The organism is Amycolatopsis keratiniphila subsp. keratiniphila (assembly GCF_001620365.2).
In the GTDB taxonomy this organism is placed as follows: domain Bacteria; phylum Actinomycetota; class Actinomycetes; order Mycobacteriales; family Pseudonocardiaceae; genus Amycolatopsis; species Amycolatopsis keratiniphila.
This window is the reverse complement of record NZ_LQMT02000039.1, coordinates 61599-81060: the sequence shown is the minus strand read 5'-3', so window position 1 is coordinate 81060 and position 19462 is coordinate 61599. Positions and strand designations below refer to the sequence as shown.

Sequence of the window (19462 nt, the reverse complement as noted above, 5' to 3'; positions counted from 1 at the left end):
TCCGGCTCCGCCGCCTCCTCGCCCTGTTAGACAGGTCATGTGCCGCTTCCACCGAGGTGGCACGGGGATGACGAGCCCTAGGGAAACCAGGTTCGAAGGAGGCGGAACGTGGCGGCTACACCGAACATGGAGAGCTCGACGGTCGCCGGTGGCGCGAAGCGCAGCCGGTCACTGCCGAGCCGGGTGGTGCCGCCGATCGAACTGCCCGCGAGCGTCGGGGAGCTTTCGCGCAAGGCGGCGGCCCTGCTCGGCTGGAACGGCATCGTCTTGCCGGAGACCACCGTGCTCGGCCGCAAGATCTGCGTGGTCGCCCGGCTCCGTACCGACGTGCACGCGGAGCGCATCGCGATGGGCATGGGTCCCGTCGTCGATCGCGCCACCGTCGACACCTGGACATGGCCAGAGCTGGCCGCGACCGCACCCGCGCCGGCCGCCGAGATCATCGGCGTCCTCGCGGTCGCCCGGCACTGGCGCACCGCGATGGCCTCCGCGGTTCCGTTCGCACGTTACGGCGAGGCCGCGATGGTTCTCCCATCGCCTGCCGTACTGACGGAAGACTACGTCGGCAACTGTCTGCCGCGTGCCCGCGCCTACGGGCTCGGCATCGTCACCGCCGACCCCAACGCGGTGGCCGACCTCGACCTCGAGGGCCACAGCGAGCGCATGATCCTCGACGAGGACCCGGTCTCGCGTCTGGTCAACGAGATCGTCTACGAGCAGCTGCTCCGCGAAACCGAGCTCCCTGCCGAAGTGGACTGAACGCGCTAACGTCGGGTCCATGCGAGTCGTCATTGCGGGTGGACACGGACAGATCGCGCTGAAGCTGGAGAAACTGCTCTCCGCACGCGGTGATCAGGCGGTGGGGATCGTGCGCAACCCCGGCCACGTCGCCGATCTCGAAGCCGCCGGCGCCGAAGCGGTCGTCCTCGATCTGGAAAAGTCCGATGTGGACGCCGTCGCCAAGGTGCTCGACGGCGCCGACGCCGCCATCTTCGCGGCGGGCGCCGGGCCGGGCAGCGGCACGGCTCGCAAGGACACTGTGGACAGAGCGGCCGCCGAACTCTTCGCGGCCGCTTCCGAGCGGGCGGGCGTCCGGCGGCACATCCAGGTCGGCTCCATGGGGGCGGACAAATGGGAGACCGCGGACGTCTCCGACGAGTTCCGCGTCTACCTCAAGGCCAAGAAGGCCGCGGAAGACGATCTGCGCGCCCGCGATCTCGACTGGACGATCCTCCGGCCGGGGCAGCTCACCGACGACGAGGGCACCGGCAAGGCCCTGATCGCCGAATCCACCGGACGCGGGCCCATTCCCCGTCAGGACGTCGCCGCGATCCTCGTCGCGCTGCTCGACACCCCGTCGACGGCGGGCCGCGTCCTCGAAGCGATCTCGGGTGATACTGCCATCTCTCAGGCCGTTTCCGCTCTGTGAAACTCTAGTGTGTGGACGTAATCCGTCTTTTGAATGAACGGAGAAGGTCCTTGCGCGAGGACATCGCGGTCTTCAGTGGCAGCGCACATCCCGAGCTCGCCGAAGAGATCTGCGCCCATCTCGGCGTTCCCCTGCATCCGGTGAAGGTGCAGCGGTTCGCCAACGACTGTCTCGAAGTCCAGCTCGAAGCGAACTGCCGCGAACGCGACGTCTTCCTGATCCAGCCGTTGGTGCGGCCGGTGCAGGAACATCTCGTCGAACTGCTGCTGATGCTGGACGCCGCCCGGGGCGCTTCGGCGAAGCGGATCACCGTCGTCATGCCGCACTATTCGTACGCCCGGTCGGACAAGAAGGACGCGCCGCGGATCTCGATCGGCGGACGGCTCGTCGCCGACCTGATGGCGACCGCCGGCGCCGATCGCGTCCTCGCGATGACGCTGCATTCGCCGCAGGTGCACGGGTTCTTCAGCGTCCCGGTCGATCACCTGCACGCGTTGCAGGAACTGGCGAAGCACTTCCGCCAGTACGACCTGTCCGCGACCACCGTGGTCTCGCCGGATCTCGGCAACGCCAAGGAGGCCGCGCATTTCGCCCGGCTGCTCGGCGTCCAGGTCGCGGCGGGCGCGAAGCAGCGCTTCGCCGACGACAGGGTCGAGATCAGCTCGGTCATCGGCGAGATCACCGGCCGCGACGTGATCGTCCTCGACGACGAGATCGCCAAGGGCAGCACGGTGATCGAACTGCTCGACAAGCTCCGGGAACTGAAGCCGCGCACGATCCGCGTCGCCTGCACGCACGGCCTCTTCTCCAGCGGCGCGCTCGATCGGATCGGCAGCCAGCCCGACGTGCTGGAGGTCGTCTGCACGAACACGGTGCCCATCCCGCCGGAGGAGCAGAGCCCGAAGCTGCGGGTCCTGTCGATCGCACCCGCGCTGGCGGAGGCGATGCGCCGGATCCACAACGGGGAATCGGTCAGCGCGTTGTTCGAAACCGCCTAAACGGTGCCGAGGACCCGGTCGAGGTAGGTGTTCGTGAAGACCCCGGCCGGGTCCACCTCCTTGCGGACCCGCAGGAAGTCGTCGAAGCGCGGGTACCGCGAGCGCAGCGTCGCGGCGTCGAGGTCGTGCATCTTGCCCCAGTGCGGGCGGCCGCCGACCTCGCCGACGATCGACGCGAATCCGGCGAAGTACTCGCGGTAGGGCATGCCGACGAACTGGTGGATCGCGATGTAGGCCGAGTCGCGGCCGTTCGCGGTCGAGAGCCAGATGTCGTCCGCCGCGGCGACGCGCACTTCGACCGGGAACGCGACCGGGTTCTCCAACTTCGGGACGAACGCGCGGAGTTCGGAGAAGACGTCGTGCAGCGATTCGCGGGGGATCGCGAACTCCGACTCGACGAACCGCACACCGCGATGGGTCACGAAGACGCGATGCGACGTGTCGCTGTACTCGCGGGCGGAGAGGATGTTCGAGGCGAACCGGCCGAGCGGCTGCACGAGTTTCGGCACCGCGCGGCCGAGACGGCACAGGCCGCCGAACGCGACGTTCTCCGTGACCTCGTAGTCGACGAACTCCTTCAGCTTGCTCAGCGGCCGGTGTTCGCTGCCCGCCGGAAGCCGGTTGTTGCGCTTGACCAGGGCGTTCTTGCCGTAGGGGAACCAGTAGAACTCGAAGTGGTCGTTCTCGTCGGCGAACTGGTCGAAGCCTTCGAGGACCTGTTCGAGCGGTTCTGGCCGCTCCTGGGCGGAGAGCAGGAACGAAGGTTCACACTGCAGGGTGACCGTGCTGATGACGCCGAGCGCGCCCAGCCCGACCCGTGCCGCGGCGAAGAGGTCTGGGCGTTCGTCCGCCGAACAGGTGACCACGGTGCCGTCGGCGAGCACGAGTTCGAGCGCGGCGATCTGGGTGGCGATCCCGCCGAGCCGGGCGCCGGTGCCGTGGGTGCCGGTGGAGATCGCGCCCGCGACGGTCTGCGCGTCGATGTCGCCGAGGTTGGTCATCGCCAGGCCCAGCGCGTCGAGTTCGGCGTTGAGCTGCTTGAGCGTGGTGCCCGAACGGACTGTGACCAGGCCTTTCGCGACGTCGGCCGAGGCGATCCCGGTCCAGCCGGTGAGGTCCATCGCGTCCGAGTTCGCGGCGGCGATCGCGGTGAACGAGTGACCGCTGCCGAGCGGGCGCAGGCGCCGTCCGTCCGCGGCGGACCGGCCGATCGCCTCGGCGATCGCGCCCGTGTCACGCGGCCGATGCACACGCAGCGGCGACGCCGTCGCGGTGCCGGCCCAGTTGCTCCACCGTGTCATGCGCCCACCTATTCCGAGAGGCTGTGAGTGCCGAAACAGTAAGTGAATAGTATTCGCGTTTCAAGCCCTTCTGTCGTACCTTAGTTCGGGTGACCAGTGCGACGGTGTACGACTTGGCGACGAAGGACCTGGATCCTCCGTTCGCGATTGTCGACTTGGATGCGTTCGACGCGAACGGCGCCGACCTGCTGCGGCGGGCCGCCGGGAAGCCGATCCGCGTGGTCAGCAAATCCGTGCGCTGCCGGTATCTGCTCGAACGGGTACTCGCGCGGCCCGGCTTCGAAGGCCTCATGTGCTACTCGCTCGCCGAAGCCGTCTGGCATGTCGAGCAGGGGACGTCCGAGGACATCGTGGTGGCGTACCCGACCGCCGATCACGGCGCGCTGCGGCGGCTGGCGGCGAACGACCGGGCGCGGGCGGCGATCTCGATCATGGTCGACTCGCCCGAACACCTCGATCTCGTCGATGCCGCGCTGGGGCAGGGGCATCCCGAAATCCGGGTCTGCCTGGAACTCGATGCTTCGTGGCGGCCGTTGCCCGGCGTGCACATCGGCACCCGGCGCTCGCCGGTGTTCAGCCCGCGACAAGCCGCGGACCTCGCGCGGACCATCTTGTCCCGCAAGGGTTTCCGGCTCGTCGGGATGATGGCGTACGAAGGCCAGATCGCCGGGCTCGGCGACGCGGCCGGCAGCGGGGCCAAGAACTCCGTCATCGGCTGGATGCAGCGAAAGTCCATTGTGGAAATCGCGAAACGCCGCGCGGCCGCGGTTCGCGCCGTCCGGGCGCTGGCGGATCTGGAGTTCGTCAACGGCGGCGGCAGCGGCAGCGTCGAATCGACCGGTGCCGAAGCGGCCGTCACCGAAATCGCGGCGGGGTCGGGCCTCATCGGGCCGACGCTCTTCGACGGCTACGCGCACTTCTCGCCGCGCCCGGCCGCGATGTTCGCGCTGCCCGTCGTCCGGCGCCCCGCACCGAAGGTCGCGACGCTCTTCTCCGGCGGCTACATCGCTTCAGGCCCCGCGGAGTCTTCGCGGCTCCCGACGCCCTACCTGCCCGAAGGTCTTTCGCTTCTCGGCTTCGAAGGCGCCGGCGAAGTCCAAACCCCCGTGTCCGGCGAAGCCGCCCGGCACCTGCGGCTCGGCGACCGCGTCTGGCTGCGCCACGCGAAGGCAGGCGAACTCGCCGAACGCTTCACGCACTACCACGTCGTCGTCGGCGACCGCGTCGACCGGACCGTCCCCACCTACCGAGGCGAGTCCCAAAACTTCGGCTGACCCCGCGACCCCACCCCCCACCCATCCCTGGGGGGCGCGCCCCGCACCAGCGTATCGGGAGGGGGCGACGGGGGACGGGGTTCGGAGGGGTGAGGGGCGAGGTTGTCCACAACTGTGGGTGGGTGTGGACAACTTATGTGGACAACCGGGTAAGGCCAGGTCAGGGCCAGTGTGGTCGGGGTTCCTGGGGTTTGTGTGACTGGTGGGGCGACGAGTTCGGGCGCCGGTGGACACGGATGGAGCAAGGCCTCCATTGGGACGTCCAACGTCTCAAAGGGGGCCTTCAGGACGTCCGGGCCGCGCCGCGGAAGTCCACAATGGACGGACGTGGGCTGAAGGCGTCCTTCACCGCATCGCATGCGGCGAAAGCGTCCTTCAGCCGCCGGAGGCCGAGCGAAGTGACCCTCAGGCTTCCCCGAACTTGCTCGCCAAATAACCCTTCACCACCGACTTCGCCTCCGCCACGATCCGCTCGTCCCCCCGCGGGTCCCGGCGGAAAGCCAGCTTCAGCAGCGCGTCGGCCGTCTCGTTCGCGATCGTCAGTGCGAACCGGATGTCGTCCGGCGGCGACTGGATCCGCGCGGCGAGCACGTCGGTGAGCGCGTCGACGATCACCGCGTTGTTGTCGCGCGTCTCGTCGAGAAGCTGCCTGTCCACGACGTCACCGAAGTGCACCTTCGAGAACCCGGGTACCTCGCGATGCATCGCGAGGTAGATGTCGAGGATCGAGTCCACGACGTCCCACCAGTGTTCGGGCGCGAGCTCGTTCAGGGTTTCCGACACCGAGGCGACGAACCGTTCGAGGTTCCGCTGCGTCAGCGCCTGCACCACGGCCCGCTTGTCGGGGAAGAACTGGTACAGCGAACCGACGGCCACCCCGGCGCGCTTCGCGATCAGCGTGGTCGTCAACGCGTCGTAACCGAGTTCGTCGATCAGCTGGGCGCTGGCGTCGAGCATCTGCTCCACCCGCTTGGCGCTGCGCTGCTGAACGGGCTGCCGCCGGAGCGGAGTCGTCTCCGCTTGCGGTTTCGCGGCCTGGATGTCGGACACTCGGGCTCCTCCTTCGCTGATCTGCGACTTTATCGTGCCGACAGGGTTCCCCCCGGTCGAGTGAAGGCATAGTATCTGAGAACTTTTCATGTTCGGCCGAGTCTGAAGAGGAAAGGTGCGTAGCCGGTGGAGAATCCGACCTTCCCGTCCGAATTCCTGTGGGGTGTATCGACCTCCGCCTTCCAGATCGAGGGGGCGACCGGTGAAGGCGGCCGGGGACAGTCCATTTGGGACACGTTCACCGAAACGGAGGGAAAGATCGCGCGGGCTGAGCACGCCAAGGTAGCGGCCGATCACTTCCACCGCTACTCCGAGGACATCGCGCTCATGGCCGGACTCGGCGTCGGCGCCTACCGCATGTCCTTCGCCTGGCCCCGGATCCAGCCCGACGGTGAAGGCAAGCCCAACGCCGAAGGCCTTGCCTTCTATGACAAATTGCTCGACGAAGTCTGCGCCGCCGGCATCGCGCCTGCCGGGACGCTCTTCCACTGGGACCTCCCACAGGCGCTCGAAGACAAGGGCGGCTGGCTCTCCCGTGATACCGCCGAACGGTTCGGGGAGTACGCCGCCATCGTGGGCGAACGGTTCTCCGATCGGGTGAAAATGTGGATCCCGCTCAACGAGCCCATGGTCATGTCGATCTTCGGCTACGCGATCGGCGAGTACGCGCCCGGCAAGACCCTCCTGCTCGACGCCCTGCCCACCGCTCACTACCAGAATCTCGCGCACGGTCTCGCGGTCCAGGCGCTGCGCGCGGCCGGTGCCCGCAGCGTCGGCACGGCCAACAATCATTCGCCGATCTGGCCCGCCACCGATTCGCCGGAGGACAAGGCCGCCGGCGAATGGATCGACGCCCTCATCAATCGCACTTACGCGGATCCGGTGCTGCTCGGCCGATATCCCGAACAAGTCGTCGCGCATCTCCCGGCCGGTTTCGCCGACGATCTGCCGACCATCGCGCAGCCCCTCGACTTCTACGGGGTGAATTACTACGAGCCGCAGGGCGTCGCCGCGCCCGGCGAAGGCAATCCGCTGCCCTTCGAGCTTCGCGCGATCGAGGGCTATCCCATGACCACCAACGATTCGCCGATCGTCCCGCATGGGCTGCGCGATCTGCTCGTCGGCTTCCACGAGCGCTACCGCGAGCACCTCCCGCCCGTCTACATCACCGAAAACGGCTGCAGTTTCGACGACGTCGTCGCCGAAGACGGCCACGTCCACGACCAGGAACGCATCGACTTCCTCGACAGTCACCTGGTCGCGGTGCGCGAAGCGATGGACGCCGGCGTCGACGTCCGCGGGTACTTCGTCTGGTCCCTGATGGACAACTTCGAATGGTCGAAGGGCTACCAGCCGCGCTTCGGCCTGGTGCACATCGATTACGAGACGCAGAAGCGCACGCCGAAGGATTCCTTCGGCTGGTACCGGGAACTGATCCGCCATGAGTGAGGTCCGGGACCTGCCCGAGGCGCTCGCCGAGCCGGTCGCCAGGGTCCGCGCCGGATGGATGAGCCTGCTGTTCTTCGCGAACATCGCGCTCTGGCTGGGGATCTACGCTCCCATCCAGGTCCTTCTGCCCAAACAGGCCGAACTGCTGGACGCCGCCGACAAAGAAGCCGTGTTCAGCCTGGTCACCGGGATCGGCGCGCTCGTCGCGCTGATCGCCAACCCGGCCGTCGGACTGCTGTCCGACCGGACCTGTTCCGCCCGCGGCCGCCGTCATCCGTGGACGGCGGCCGGCGCCGCGGTCGCCGCCGCCGGACTGCTCGTCCTCGCGTTCGCCCCGAACGTCACGGTCATGGTGCTCGGCTGGTGCCTGGTCCAGGCGGGACTGAACGGGATGCTCGCGATGCTGGTGTCGGCCATCGCCGACCGGGTGCCCGTACCCCAGCGCGCTCAGGTCGGCGGGCTGGTCGGCATCGCCCAGATGCTCGGGACCGTGCTCGGCGCGGTGGTGGTCGTGGTGATGCTCGACCTCGCCGGACTCCCGCTCGGGTACGCGGTGTGCGCGGCCGTCGTACTGACGGGCGCGGCGGCGTTCGTCCTGCGCACGCCGGACGCGCGGCTGCCGGTCGCGTTCCGGCCGTCCGCCCGTCTCCGGGACGTGCTCGCGAATCTGTGGATCTCCCCGCGCAGGCATCCGGATTTCGCCTGGGCGTGGGGGTGTCACTTCATGATCAACCTCGGCAACGCCTTCGGGACGCTGTACCTGTTGTTCTTCCTCAAGGACGCGGTGCACTACGAAGACCCGGACACCGGACTGCTGATCATGATGGGCCTCTACGGCGCGGCGCTCGTCGTCGGCGCGCTCATCGCCGGGCACTTCTCCGACAAATCGGGACGCCGCAAGCCTTACGTGCTCGCCGCGTCGGCGGTGATGGCCGTCGCCGCGGGGCTGCTGGTCGCCTGGCAGAACTGGACGGCCGCGCTGGCGGCGTCACCGTTGCTGGGAGTCGGTTTCGGCGCGTACATGGCCGTCGCGCTGGCGATGCTCACGCAGGTGCTGCCCACCGCGCAGGACCGGGCGAAGGACCTCGGGGTCATCAACATCGCGAACTCGCTGCCGCAGGTGGTGGCGCCGATGCTGACCGCGCCGATTTTGGCCTACCTGGGCGGATATCCGAGCCTCTTCGCGGCTTCGGCGCTGTCCACCGTCATCGCCGCGGTATTGGTCACGCGGGTGAAGGGCGTCAGCTGAAGGTTGGAGACCGCGGACCGGTGCCGGTCGGGGGAGGGGAGTGCAACGGCACCGGCCCGCGGGGTTCGGGGGATGGCAGCGCGCTCCGGGGCAGGTATCGCGCTGCGTTTGTGATCATCAACCTAGCGACCGATTACTGCCTTCGCTAGGTGTTCTGCCGATAATTTTCGATTAATCGCGGTGGGGACCGGAGTGATTACCGAGAGCGGTTCGTCGCGTTCGGGGGTACGCGCGAACCGCCGCCGGCGAAGGCGAGATCGTGGCGTGGTTGCCGAGGGGGCTGCTCGGACCGCCGTTCACTCGCCGGTCTTTCAGGCTGTGATGGGACGACGCGGGTTGACCAGCGCGTGCCTGCCGGTGGTTTCGGCCGGGCTCACGCCGCGGCTCTGCCCCGGGACGCGGCGGCGGCTTTCGCGCCGGTGGTCCTGGGTGGCCGCGATCTGCTGCGGGGCGAGGCCACCGGCGACCAGGTGCTCGTGCGCGACCTGCCATACCGAGCAGGGGGCCTTGCACTTGTGCCAGCGGGTCGAGCAGGTGGGGCAGTCCCCGCGCTCGTCGGGCTCGTGCGCTTGGAGCATCGCGCGCCAGCCTTCGGCGAGCCGGGGGAGCTCCGAGCGGGCGACCGAGACGAGCGACTGCGCGTCGGCCCGGTTCGCGAGATCGGAGAGCATGTCGAGGCGTTCCCAAACCGCGTTGCGGAGAACTTGCCCTAGGACCTGATCCACGGAGAACTCACCGTTACCTTTCCGCCATTTTGGCGGCTTCGTTGAGCGCTGCCCGGAGCTGCCCGAGCTGGCCGGACGTCAGGCGCGCGGTCTCTCCTGGCGGCGAGACGAGAACCACCTGGTTGTCTTCGACGAACACGGTGACGGCGCGTTCGCGGCTGATGAGATCGCCGCACTGCACCCGCCAGACCAGCTGTCCGCCTTCGTAACGGCGCACACTCGCGGTACGGGGGTCGACCGGGGCGGAAGGGGAGACCGGACGGTTCGCGCCGGGGGCGACGGCGACCGTCTGCTGACCGGCGGGGCCGGCCGCACGCAGGTGGCGCGTGGCCATACCGGGCCGTCCCGCGGTGATGGAGCCTGTTGCGATCGAGTCCACGAACTCCACTGGCTCTTCTCCGCTCTCTCGTTCCACGTCGTCTTCGTATCCGCGTGTCCGCACCTGTAGGGGGTTCGGAGACTTGGTAGCTCTCTGTGATCGCGGCCGGTGGCCGGTCGGTCACGGAGATCTGACAACTACAGTGATGTGAAACCGAGTGCGATAGAAGGTCGAACCGCCGTCATAGCGGTGACCGGACGAGGTTTCACGGTAAGCGGTCAAACGACTTCTGCCGGGCCGATCACGACGGGCGATCCGGTGTTTCGCACGGTTGAATAGGTGTGCCTACGCTGTTTCTCGACCCCAACGGAACTGTGAGGGGGCGCAATGGACGCCAGTATCGGTGGCGGCGCTGTCGCCGGCTCGGACGCTGCAAGCGGTTCGGGTCGCCAGAGTCACCCCGTGCCATCGGACGCCTGGGAGCACCCGGAGATGCGAGCCGCGCTGGCCGCCCGGGAGATCTCGTCGGTGTACCGGCTGTTGCGCAAGCACGGTGTTTCGCAGCGTCAGATCGCCGCGATGACCGGCCAGTCGCAGTCCGAGGTGTCCGAGATCCTCAAGGGTCGCCAGGTGATGGCGTACGACGTGCTCACCCGCATCGCTGACGGCCTTGGTGTCCCCAGGGGATACATGGGTCTCGCCTATGACGAGGCGACAGCGATAAAGGTCGTCGGTGCTGCCGACGGCCAGCAGGCGGAGGAGGACGAGTCCGTGAAGCGACGGAGGTTCCTCGCGCACGCCGCCCAGGTCACGATGGGTGCGGCGGTGTTCGGTCCGGAATCGGGTACGTGGTCGGCGGGGCCCGCGAAGACGCCCGCCCCCGGGCGGATCGGCATGACCGACGTCCGCCAGGTGGAAGCCGCGACCAGAGCGCTCCGGTCCCTCGACTACCAGTACGGCGGCGGTTTCTGCCGCGACGCCGTGGTCGCGCAGCTGTCCTGGGGACAGCAGATGCTCGAGTCCAGCGGCACCGAGATGGTCAAGAACCGCCTGTACGTCGCCCTCGCCGACCTGCACAGCCTGGCAGGCTGGACGTCCTTCGACACCGGACTCATGGATTCCGCTCGCGGACATTTCGCGAACGCGCTGGACCTGGCCAAACAGGGCGACAACCACCCGCTGGTCGCCAACGTCCTCTACCGGATGGGCCGCGTCTACCTGCACCAGGACGCCCCCAACGACGCGCTGAAACTGTTCCAGCTCGGCCAGATCGCCGCTCAGGAATCGGGCTCCGAGCTGGCGGTCGCCGTGCTCTGCGCCAACGAGGCCTGGGCCTACGCGATGATGGGCAACGAGGAACAGGCCGTGAAGCTGCTCGGCCGGAGCAAGGACAAGTTCGCCCGCGCGAACCTGGCCGAGGCCGAATCCTGGGTCAAGTTCTTCACCGAGACCGACGTCTACGCCATGATCGGCACCGTGCACACCGTGCTCGCGTCGAAGAACGCCGAGCACACCAAGTACGCGATCCCGGCGCTGACCAAGGCCGTCGAGTCCTACACCGACGACATGGCCCGCAGCAAGACGTTCATGCTCAGTGCCCTGGCCACGAACCACCTGCTCGAAGGCGATCTCGACCACGGCGCCAAGGTGGGCTCGAAGGCCGTCGACTGTGCCGAGGGCATCAAGTCCGAGCGGGTGAAGGACCGGATGCGGCCACTGCAGGTCGAGGCGGAGCGCCGCCGGAACAACGCGGACGCCCGTGACCTCGCCGACCGCCTCAACTCCTTCTACGCCGCCTGAGCCGACCGGACCGGGCGGCCGGTTCACGCCCGGCATCCTGCGCGACGCCCTCGGGCGGACGTGCGATCTGCTGGGCGTCGACCCCGAAGGCGCCCGCCTGCTGAGGTTCACCAACAACGCCGTCTACGCGCTGGCGAGCGCGCCGTTCGTCGTCCGGATCGTCGGCTCCACCCGCCTGCGGCATCGCGTCGGCACGGTCGTGCGGGTCGCGCGGCACTTCGAACGGCACGCGGTGCCCGCCATCCGCCTCGTTCCCGGGCTCGACCAGCCGCTGCCGGTCGGCGAACATCTCGTGACGGTCTGGTGGAAGGTGCCCGAGACCGGCCGGAAGGCGAAGTCGGCGGACCTCGCCGGGCTGCTGCGCCAGGTCCACGCGCTGCCGCCGCCCGAGGGGCTCGCCGAATGGGCGCCGCTCGCCGCGGTCCGCGCCCGCGTTTCGGACGCGGAAGAGCTGGACGAGGGCGACCGGCGGTTCCTGCTCGAACGCTGCGCCGAGGTCGAAGCCGCGCTCGTGGACCTCGACTTCCCCCTGCCCAGGGGCCTCGTCCACGGGGACGCGCACACCGGGAACGTGATCCCCGGACCGGACGGGCCGGTGCTGTGTGATTTCGATTCGTCCTGTGTCGGGCCGCCGGAATGGGATCTGACGCCGCTCGCCGTCGGCCATGAACGGTTCGGTGATCCCCCGGCCCGCTATCGCGTGTTCGCGCAGCGGTACGGATTCGACGTGACGACGTGGTCCGGCTTCTCGGTACTGCGCGCGATCCGTGAACTGAAGCTCACGACGAGTGTTCTCCCCATTCTCCGGAGTCATCCCAGCGTGCGGGATGAGCTGCGAAAACGATTGAACGATCTGCGGCACGGACACACCGGCGCGCGCTGGAACCGGTATCGCTGACTCACCCGGGAAAGGCATCTGCACGTGCATTCGCCGACGGCGAATGACCGTTCGTCGCTTGTCCGAATTCGCCGATCAAACGGTGACGAATTCGCCCGGGCTAATCACTTCTCTCGGCCTAATGCTCCCCCGAATGTGCAACTTGCAGCTACGCTGCGTCATTCACATCGGTGCGTTCACTCGGTCGCCGGGCACCGATCGGTGCCTTGGGTTCACAGCCGTTCCAGTCGTGTGCGCAGAGCGTCAGCCTCCGGGCGGCCGAGGCCGACGAGGATGGGCAACGCCCGGTCGTAGTACCGCCGAGCCTCGTCGGTGTCGCCCTCCGCCTCGGCGACCTCGCCGAACGCGGCCAGTGCCCTGGCCACCTCGAACCTCGACCCGCTGGCCTCCATGGTGGCCAGCGACGCTTCGAGTTCGGTCCGGGCGGCCGCGAGATCCCCGGTCGCGGTGAGGGCGCGGCCGAGTTCGGTCCGGGCGCGGGCCACGTTGTAGGGGTCGGCGGACAGCACTTCGCGTGCGCCGGCGAGGTGCTCGATCGCGGGTTCCGGCCGTCCGGCCTTGAGCTGGGTCGAGCCGAGGTTGATCAGCGCGAGCCCGATGTCGTGCGTGCGGTTCTGGCCTTCGCTCAGGCGATGGTCTTCGGTGAACCACCGCACCGCGTCGTCGAGCCTGCCCTGCGCCAGCGCGACCAGGCCGAGCCCTTCCACCGACCGGATCTCGACGACCTCGTTCCCGGCCTTCCGCGCCGCTTCGCGTCCGGCCTCGTAGTGGGAGACGGCTTCGTCGTACCGGCCGGTGCCGCGGCAGGCGGCGCCGGCGCGGTTGTGCATCAACGCCTCGGCCGACGCGTTGCCCCACGCCCGAGCGCAGCGCACGCCGGCCTGGCTCACCTCCAGGAAGTCCGGATAGTGCTTGCGCAGCAGGAAGAGCGGCCACATCGCGGCGGCGAGCTGCCAGCCCAGTTCCGGCAGCTGCCAGGTTTCGGCGGTCTTGACGGCGGCGATGAGGTTCTCGCGTTCGAGTTCGAGCCAGGCGAGTTCCTCGTCGGACGACGCGAACGACATCGGCGACGGTGGCCGGTACTCGTAGCGGTACGGGATCGGGTCCTGGTCGGGCACCGTCATGACGGTGGTCTTCGACGCGGTGAAGAGGTACCACTCGAGCATCCGGCGCACCGCGATGTCGCGGTCGTACTCGTTGCCCGCCGTCTTCTCCTTGGCGTGCAGGCGCGCGAGGTCGTGGAAGGTGTACCGGTCGTCGCCGCGGTCGATCAGCAGCCCGACGTCGACGAGCTGGTCCAGCAGGTCTTCGGCGACCTCCTCGCGGACGGCGATCGACGCGGCCGCCACGCCGACCCCGAAATCGGGTCCGGGATGGAGCCCGAGCGCCGCGTACAGCGCGGCCGCGTCCGAGGGAAGCTCGTCATAGGAGAGGTTGAAGCTCGCTTCCACCGATTGCGCCTCTTTCGTCGACAGCGTGGCCAGTCGACGATATTCCTTCCCCAGTTCGGTGGCGATCTTCTCCAGCGACATCTTCGGCCGTCCCGCCAGCTTCGCGCTGACCGTGGTGAGGGCGATCGGCAGACCGCCGCACAGCTCGGCGATGTCCCGCGCCCGCGCGGCTTCGGCGCCGACCCGCTCCGCGCCGACCGCGCGGCCCAGCAGCTCGGCGCTGTGCGCGGAACCGAAGGGCGCCAGCTCGACGAGCCGCGCGCGATGTTCGGTCTGGAGCCTGCCCAGACGGCGCCGCGAAGTCACGATCACGAGGCTTCCCACCCCGGCGGGCAGCAGCGGAAGCACCTGTTCGGTCGATCCCGCGTTGTCGAGCAGCACGAGCAGCGGCCGTTCGGCGGTCGTCGTGCGGTAGAGGGCGGTGAGCTCCTCGACATCCGAAGGCAGCCCCTCCGGCGGAACACCCAGCGCGCGAAGGAACCGGCCGAGCGCTTCGCTCACCGAGAGCGGGCCGTTGGTGCTGAACCCGCCGAGATCCGCCCAGAGGTGCCCGTCCGGGAAGCGGTCTCCGAGCTGACGGCCCCACGCGGTGGCCAGCGCGGTCTTCCCGATCCCGCCCTGTCCGCTGATCAGCTGCACGGCGGGCCCGTCGGTGTCGTGCTGGGCCAGCAGGTTCTCCAGCAGCGCGAGTTCGGCGGCGCGGTTGGTGAAATGCGCGGGCGCGGGCGGGAGCTGGCGCGGGCCCGAACTCACCTGCCTGGTGAGCCTGACCGCCGATCGCTGCCGCGGTACCTGTGGCGTGCTGACTTCACTTTCACCCGGCAACGGGCCGCCCATCAACCATCCCCTCTTCGGGTTAACCCCAGCGAACGCGTAGAGCATTCCGGTGGAACCCGGGGGAGGACAGCGAAACCGCCCAAATGCGGCCGTATGGAGCAAACAGTGTCACAGCTCGGTCGTCTGTAGATTGTGGCCGAAATGGGGCACAAGCTTCTACCGAGTGAAAGAAGGATCCATGAGCACAGCAGGTAAGACCCGCTGGCAAGAAGGACTGTCGAACGAGCTGGAGCACTGGAGGATCTGGCTCTCCGGCGGCCCCGAGGCCTTCGCGGGCGGCGGGTTCAACGACTACGAATGGCGGACCAGCCCGGACTCGGACCTGCGGAACCAGCCGCATCTGACGCGTAACCTCGAGCCGTTCGCGCCGGAAAGATCGACGGTGCGCATCCTCGACGTCGGGGCGGGCCCGCTGACCTGCGTCGGCAAGGTATGGCCCGGTCGCACGGTGGAGATCACCCCCGTCGACCCGCTCGCCGACCGGTACAACGCCCTCCTCGCCGAGCTGGAGCTGACCCCTTTGGTGGCCACCCAGGACGCCGAGGTGGAGAAGCTGTCCGAGGTGTTCCCGGTGGACCACTTCGACCTGGTGTACTGCCAGAACGCGCTGGACCACGTGTACGACCCGGTGCTGGGCACCCGTCAGATGCTCGAGGTCGTCAAGCCGGGCCACGCCGTCGTGCTGATGCTCAACGTCAACGAGGGCGAGCGCGAGAACTACTTCGGGCTGCACCAGTGGAACTTCTGCCGTGAAGGCGACGACCTCGTCGTCTGGAACCACGACGGCCGGGTGAGCGTCAACGAAGAGCTTTCCGGGATCGCCGAGGTGCGCTTCGAGCCCGAGTCCACCGAGACGTTGATGATCGTTTCGCTGGACAAGAAGGCCTAAGTCGTCGGGACGACCGGGGCTCGCGTGAGGACGACGGCGAAGCCGAACGCGAGCCCCGGCGACGTGCGACCACGCTCATTCATGAGCTACCCTCGACCAAGAGCGTGCCGTCGTGGACGTCGCGCGAGTCGCAAGGCCAGGTGACCTGGGGCATGACCGGGAGCCTGGCCTTACGCATATCGCCGGACGGTCAGGTCGGCGTATCCATCCGGATTTCGTGGACGCAACCGCTCAGCGGCTCGAAGAAGGCGGCGCTGCCGGTGAGCCGGGCCCGGACCGCGCCGGCGACGACGTCGGCGATCCACAGCAACGGCTCGTCTTTGCCGAATCGATGTTCTACACGAAACGCTGTTCCTCTCGGCAGATATGGCCGCGCGTGCCGGACGCTGTCGACGTCCCGCTTGTTGAGGTCGGCTTGCCGCGCCTCGGCGACGAGTGTGTCGACACCGACGGCATGCAGCTCGACGACCAGTCGCTGTAGACACAGCGCGCGACTGCGCTCCTGCCGCTTCGGCCTCACCGGTGTACCGACGGTGACCACATGCAATTCGTCGAAGTCGGCGACTCGCTTGACGACGTCGAGCTTCTCCTGGTGATCCATCGGGTACCAGTGCAGCTTGCTGCTGCGGCGTCCGCCGCGAACGTCCAGCATCACTCGCGAAGTTCGGCGTGCCGGGTAATCGGTAGCACCGCCGCCGCGAGTACGTAGAAGCCTCCGGAGGGATCCTCGTGGAACGACTCGTCGGCGAAGGCCTGCGGCGGAGACATCCGCAAAGCGTATGCGGCCCCTCTGGCACCACTATTCAGCGATGCCGGACGTGTCATGGTTCCCAAAGTGAAAAAATGCGCCGACCTAAGTCGTCGGGACGACCGGGGCTCGCGTGAGGACGACGGCGAAGCCGAACGCGAGCCCCATCACCGTCAGTTCCAGCGTCGCCCACGCGGCGAGCGCCGTGCGATTGTGCCGCACGATCTGCGGCATCAGCTTCCAGCGCGTGTACGCACCGAGGCCCGCGATCACCCCGGTGCACAACAGCTTCAACAGCACCAATTGCCCATACGGCGTGGTGAAGACGCCTTCCCAGAAGCCGAGCGACGGGTTGAGCGAGATCTCGATCAGCCCGTTGAACAGCCCGGTCGCCGCGCCGAGGATCAGGCACAGCGTCGCCAGCTTCGAGAACCGCGGCAGCGCGTGCGCCAGCAGCGTCCGGTTCCCGACGAGCAGCACCGCCATCGCGCCGAGCCCGCCGGTCCAGGCGACGGCGCTCATCACGTGCAGTTCCATCGAGATCATCGTGTAGTCGTGGTAGTTCCAGTTCGACGCGTGCCCGGTGACCGGCAGCGGAAGCAGCGCGAACAGTCCCAGCCCGACCCGGACCTCGGCGGGCACCTTCTCTCCGTGCTTCAGCGCGAGAATCCCGAGCCCCGCGTGCAGCAGGGCCAAGACGGCGACGATCAGCAGTGCCTTCCCGGCGCCGACGTCGGCGATGTAGCTCCCGACGTCCGAAATCGACAGCGTGCTGGAACCCGGCCGGTATTCGGCGGTCTGCAGGATCAGCGCGACGAGCGCGGTGGTCGCCCAGACCAGCGCGGCCGCCACGCCCGCGGGCCGCGCGATCCGCATGATCGGCTCCGAGAGCTTCGGCCGGTCGTAGCCGACCAGTACCGAAAGCAGCGCCAGCCCGATCGTCGCGACCGCCGAGATGTCCAGCAGCACCCGCACGATCGGGATCGAGACCGAGACCACCTCGCTGACCTGCGCGACCCCGGGCACCGGGGCGGTGGCCGTCAGCGCGACACCGATCAGGGCGCCGACGATACCCGCCGTCACCACGCAGAACAGGACGGCGACGCGGGCGCGTGAGGTGGTCTCGGTCTGGGTCATGACCCGCTCTTCTCCTTGTCACCGGCGCCGGTGCGCAGTGCGACGGTCAGTCCGACGGCGAGCAGCACGACGGCACCCGCGATCCACACCCAGATCGGCACGCCGGACGAGCCTTCGCCGCCGGTCGCCGGGGTGGTCTCGGCCTGGCCCGCGTTGCTGCGCGCGGCGTCGGCGCTCGCCGGGGTCCCGGTGCCCGCGGCGGTGAGGGTGAACGGCACCTCGCCGGTCACGGCGTGCCCGTCCGCGGACAGGATCCGGTAGCCGATCTTGTACTCGCCCGCCGGGCCGAGCGGCCGCAGCGGCACGGTCACGACGCTGTCGCGGACCTCGACCTGGCCTTCGGCCCACTGGCCGCCGCCCGGGCCGATGACCGCGATCTGGTTGACGTTCGCGTTCTGGACGTACTGGTCGAACGTGAGCGTGATCTTCGCGGGCCCGGCGGCGATCGAAGCGCCCTTCGCCGGGTCGGAGGAGATCAGGACGTTGTGCGCCAGCGCCGGGGTGGCCGTGGCGAGCCACGCCACCCCGGTGATCGCCAGCGCGACGATCGCTTTACGCATCTACTTTCCTTCGGTGTCGCTCTTGCCGGAGACGGCGGTGGCGCGGCGGGCACGCAGGGTGGCACCGGCGCCGACGCCGAGGCCGAGCGCACCGACGACCAGGCCGGCGCCGCCGAGCCAGCGGGCGGTGTTGTCGGACGACGAAGAAGCGGCATGCGACTCCTCGGAGGCCTTCGAGTCGGTGCCGTGGCCGCCACCGTGCCCGTCGGCGGTCTTCTCGGCGAGCTTCACCGTCGGCGCGGGGTGCTCGGGTTCCTCACCGGAGGCCGGGGTCGGCTGGTTCCACTCGACGACCTTGCCGTTCTCGTAGGTCTGGGTGGCGGGGAACTCGATCGTGTCGACGTTGGCCGGGAATTTGCCCGCGCTGATCTGGAACTCCTGGAACTCGGTGGACCCGGCGGCGATCTTGTTGCCGGGTTCGGCGGTCCAGGAGACCTTCGTGACGGCCTCGGTGATCTGCGTGCCGGAGTCGGTGGTCACCGGGGCGGGCAGCTTGGACTTGACGACCTCGGCCTTCCAGCCGGGAAGCGGCTTGGCGCGCACGGACGTGAGCGCGTACTCGGGCTTGACGGTGATCTCGACCTTGGTGGTGCCGGCGTCCTTCTCCTCGTTGGGGACGCGGAAGAAGATCGAGCCGTAGCCGCCCTTCGACGGCTGGGGGCCGTAGACGTTGGCGGTGACGTGGGCCGAGGCGACCCCGGCGGACAGCAGGCCGGCGATGCCGACGGTGGCGGCCAGGAAACCGGCGCGCTTGAAGACGTGCTTGGACACGAAAACTCCTGAACGTGACTGAGACGGCGGGCTCGGGGGCCTCGCCGGATTACGGGGGATGTCGTGGGTTCAGGAGAACAGTGGCGGGCCGCGCCTGCCGTGGACGCGGCGGAGGTCGACCCGGACGAGGTGACCGGGGCCCGCCGGGCGGGCGAGCACCGGGGCCGCGACCGCGGCGGGCACCGGGAGCGCGTTGAGGATGAAGGGGGCCAGCGCGCGCAGGCAGGCGAGGACGCCGAGCAGCAGTCCGTCGGCCTTGGCCAGCAGCAACGCGGTGATCAGCGTGGCGACGACGTGCGCGACGGTCATCGCGAGGCCGCCCGAGCTCGGGGCGGGTTCGTCATGGGGCTGATGACTGCTCAGCGAGCTGAGCACGAGGTGCATCACGACCTGACCGGCGCCGAGGTCGACGATGGTGGCCAGGGGGCCGCGCGCCTTCGCGGCGAGCGCGGCGGCGTTCCAGCCGATCAGCACGGTGAGCAACACCGTCATCGCCGTATCGGGGAGGTCGCCGTCCCCGATCATGTGAGCGGTCACGGCCAGCGCTGCGGAACTCACACCGAGCAACCCGCCACGC

At 68.6% G+C, this 19462-nt stretch carries 19 protein-coding genes; 9 read left to right on the top strand and 10 right to left on the bottom strand.

Features of this window, described 5'->3' with window-relative positions:
- Positions 1-108 precede the first annotated feature (108 nt).
- Genes AVR91_RS35730 through AVR91_RS35720 form a run of 3 tightly spaced genes read left to right on the top strand, consistent with a single transcriptional unit; the run spans position 109 to position 2427 of the window.
- Positions 109-759 (top strand): hypothetical protein, encoded by a 651-nt coding sequence (locus AVR91_RS35730; protein WP_016330526.1) that lies wholly within the window; start codon positions 109-111, stop codon positions 757-759.
- Between the two features lie 19 nt (positions 760-778).
- Positions 779-1429 (top strand): NAD(P)H-binding protein, encoded by a 651-nt coding sequence (locus AVR91_RS35725; protein WP_063276747.1) that lies wholly within the window; start codon positions 779-781, stop codon positions 1427-1429.
- 50 nt (positions 1430-1479) lie between these two features.
- Entirely contained in the window at positions 1480-2427 is a 948-nt protein-coding gene (locus AVR91_RS35720) for a ribose-phosphate diphosphokinase (RefSeq protein ID WP_063276748.1), read from the top strand.
- Here AVR91_RS35720 and AVR91_RS35715 read toward each other — a convergent pair.
- Positions 2424-3728: a D-arabinono-1,4-lactone oxidase gene (locus AVR91_RS35715; protein ID WP_063276749.1), complete on the bottom strand. Its 1305-nt coding sequence runs from the start codon at positions 3726-3728 to the stop codon at positions 2424-2426. The two genes, AVR91_RS35720 and AVR91_RS35715, sit on opposite strands and share 4 nt — an antisense overlap.
- 89 nt (positions 3729-3817) lie before the next feature.
- Here AVR91_RS35715 and AVR91_RS35710 point away from each other — a divergent pair, with 89 nt between their 5' ends.
- Positions 3818-5002: an amino acid deaminase/aldolase gene (locus AVR91_RS35710; RefSeq protein WP_016330530.1), complete on the top strand. Its 1185-nt coding sequence runs from the start codon at positions 3818-3820 to the stop codon at positions 5000-5002.
- Between the two features lie 405 nt (positions 5003-5407).
- Here the strand turns inward: AVR91_RS35710 and AVR91_RS35705 are convergent, their stop codons facing one another.
- Positions 5408-6052, bottom strand: coding sequence for a TetR/AcrR family transcriptional regulator (locus AVR91_RS35705; protein WP_063276750.1), 645 nt, complete (start codon positions 6050-6052; stop codon positions 5408-5410).
- Between the two features lie 126 nt (positions 6053-6178).
- Between AVR91_RS35705 and AVR91_RS35700 the strand changes: the two genes are divergently transcribed.
- Positions 6179-7501, top strand: coding sequence for a GH1 family beta-glucosidase (locus tag AVR91_RS35700; protein WP_063276751.1), 1323 nt, complete (start codon positions 6179-6181; stop codon positions 7499-7501).
- A complete protein-coding gene (locus tag AVR91_RS35695) occupies positions 7494-8750 on the top strand; it encodes an MFS transporter (protein ID WP_063276752.1) in 1257 nt (418 codons plus the stop codon). Before AVR91_RS35700 ends, AVR91_RS35695 begins: the two co-directional genes overlap by 8 nt.
- Before the next feature lie 311 nt (positions 8751-9061).
- Here AVR91_RS35695 and AVR91_RS35690 read toward each other — a convergent pair whose 3' ends face one another.
- Together AVR91_RS35690 and AVR91_RS35685 are read right to left on the bottom strand one after the other, a co-directional pair.
- Positions 9062-9475: a hypothetical protein gene (locus AVR91_RS35690; RefSeq protein WP_016330534.1), complete on the bottom strand. Its 414-nt coding sequence runs from the start codon at positions 9473-9475 to the stop codon at positions 9062-9064.
- A 13-nt stretch (positions 9476-9488) separates the two neighbouring features.
- A complete protein-coding gene (locus AVR91_RS35685) occupies positions 9489-9863 on the bottom strand; it encodes a hypothetical protein (protein WP_016330535.1) in 375 nt (124 codons plus the stop codon).
- A gap of 423 nt (positions 9864-10286) precedes the next feature.
- On the opposite strand from AVR91_RS35685, the gene AVR91_RS35680 reads away from it, so the two are divergent.
- On the top strand, positions 10287-11594 hold the full coding sequence (locus AVR91_RS35680; RefSeq protein WP_170064580.1) for a helix-turn-helix transcriptional regulator: 1308 nt from the start codon (positions 10287-10289) through the stop codon (positions 11592-11594).
- A complete protein-coding gene (locus AVR91_RS35675) occupies positions 11554-12492 on the top strand; it encodes a phosphotransferase family protein (RefSeq protein WP_267284146.1) in 939 nt (312 codons plus the stop codon). Before AVR91_RS35680 ends, AVR91_RS35675 begins: the two co-directional genes overlap by 41 nt.
- A 212-nt stretch (positions 12493-12704) precedes the next feature.
- On the opposite strand, the gene AVR91_RS35670 is transcribed toward AVR91_RS35675, so the two are convergent.
- Positions 12705-14696 (bottom strand): tetratricopeptide repeat protein, encoded by a 1992-nt coding sequence (locus tag AVR91_RS35670; RefSeq protein ID WP_228708071.1) that lies wholly within the window; start codon positions 14694-14696, stop codon positions 12705-12707.
- 262 nt (positions 14697-14958) lie between these two features.
- Between AVR91_RS35670 and AVR91_RS35665 the strand changes: the two genes are divergently transcribed.
- Positions 14959-15669, top strand: a complete 711-nt coding sequence (locus AVR91_RS35665) for a class I SAM-dependent methyltransferase (RefSeq protein WP_063276755.1) — start codon at positions 14959-14961, stop codon at positions 15667-15669.
- Positions 15670-15859: 190 nt separating this feature from the next.
- On the opposite strand, the gene AVR91_RS35660 is transcribed toward AVR91_RS35665, so the two are convergent.
- The 5 genes from AVR91_RS35660 to AVR91_RS35640 form a co-directional block, all read right to left on the bottom strand.
- Positions 15860-16270: a hypothetical protein gene (locus AVR91_RS35660; protein WP_143254210.1), complete on the bottom strand. Its 411-nt coding sequence runs from the start codon at positions 16268-16270 to the stop codon at positions 15860-15862.
- A gap of 252 nt (positions 16271-16522) precedes the next feature.
- A complete protein-coding gene (locus AVR91_RS35655; protein ID WP_063276756.1) occupies positions 16523-17554 on the bottom strand; it encodes a copper resistance D family protein in 1032 nt (343 codons plus the stop codon).
- Positions 17551-18114 (bottom strand): copper resistance CopC family protein, encoded by a 564-nt coding sequence (locus AVR91_RS35650; protein WP_063276757.1) that lies wholly within the window; start codon positions 18112-18114, stop codon positions 17551-17553. Before AVR91_RS35650 ends, AVR91_RS35655 begins: the two co-directional genes overlap by 4 nt.
- Positions 18115-18885 carry a YcnI family copper-binding membrane protein gene (locus tag AVR91_RS35645; RefSeq protein WP_063276758.1) on the bottom strand — a complete coding sequence of 257 codons (771 nt, stop codon included), beginning with the start codon at positions 18883-18885 and terminating at the stop codon, positions 18115-18117.
- Positions 18886-18954: 69 nt separating this feature from the next.
- Positions 18955-19443, bottom strand: coding sequence for a hypothetical protein (locus tag AVR91_RS35640; protein ID WP_143254209.1), 489 nt, complete (start codon positions 19441-19443; stop codon positions 18955-18957).
- Positions 19444-19462: the final 19 nt, after the last annotated feature.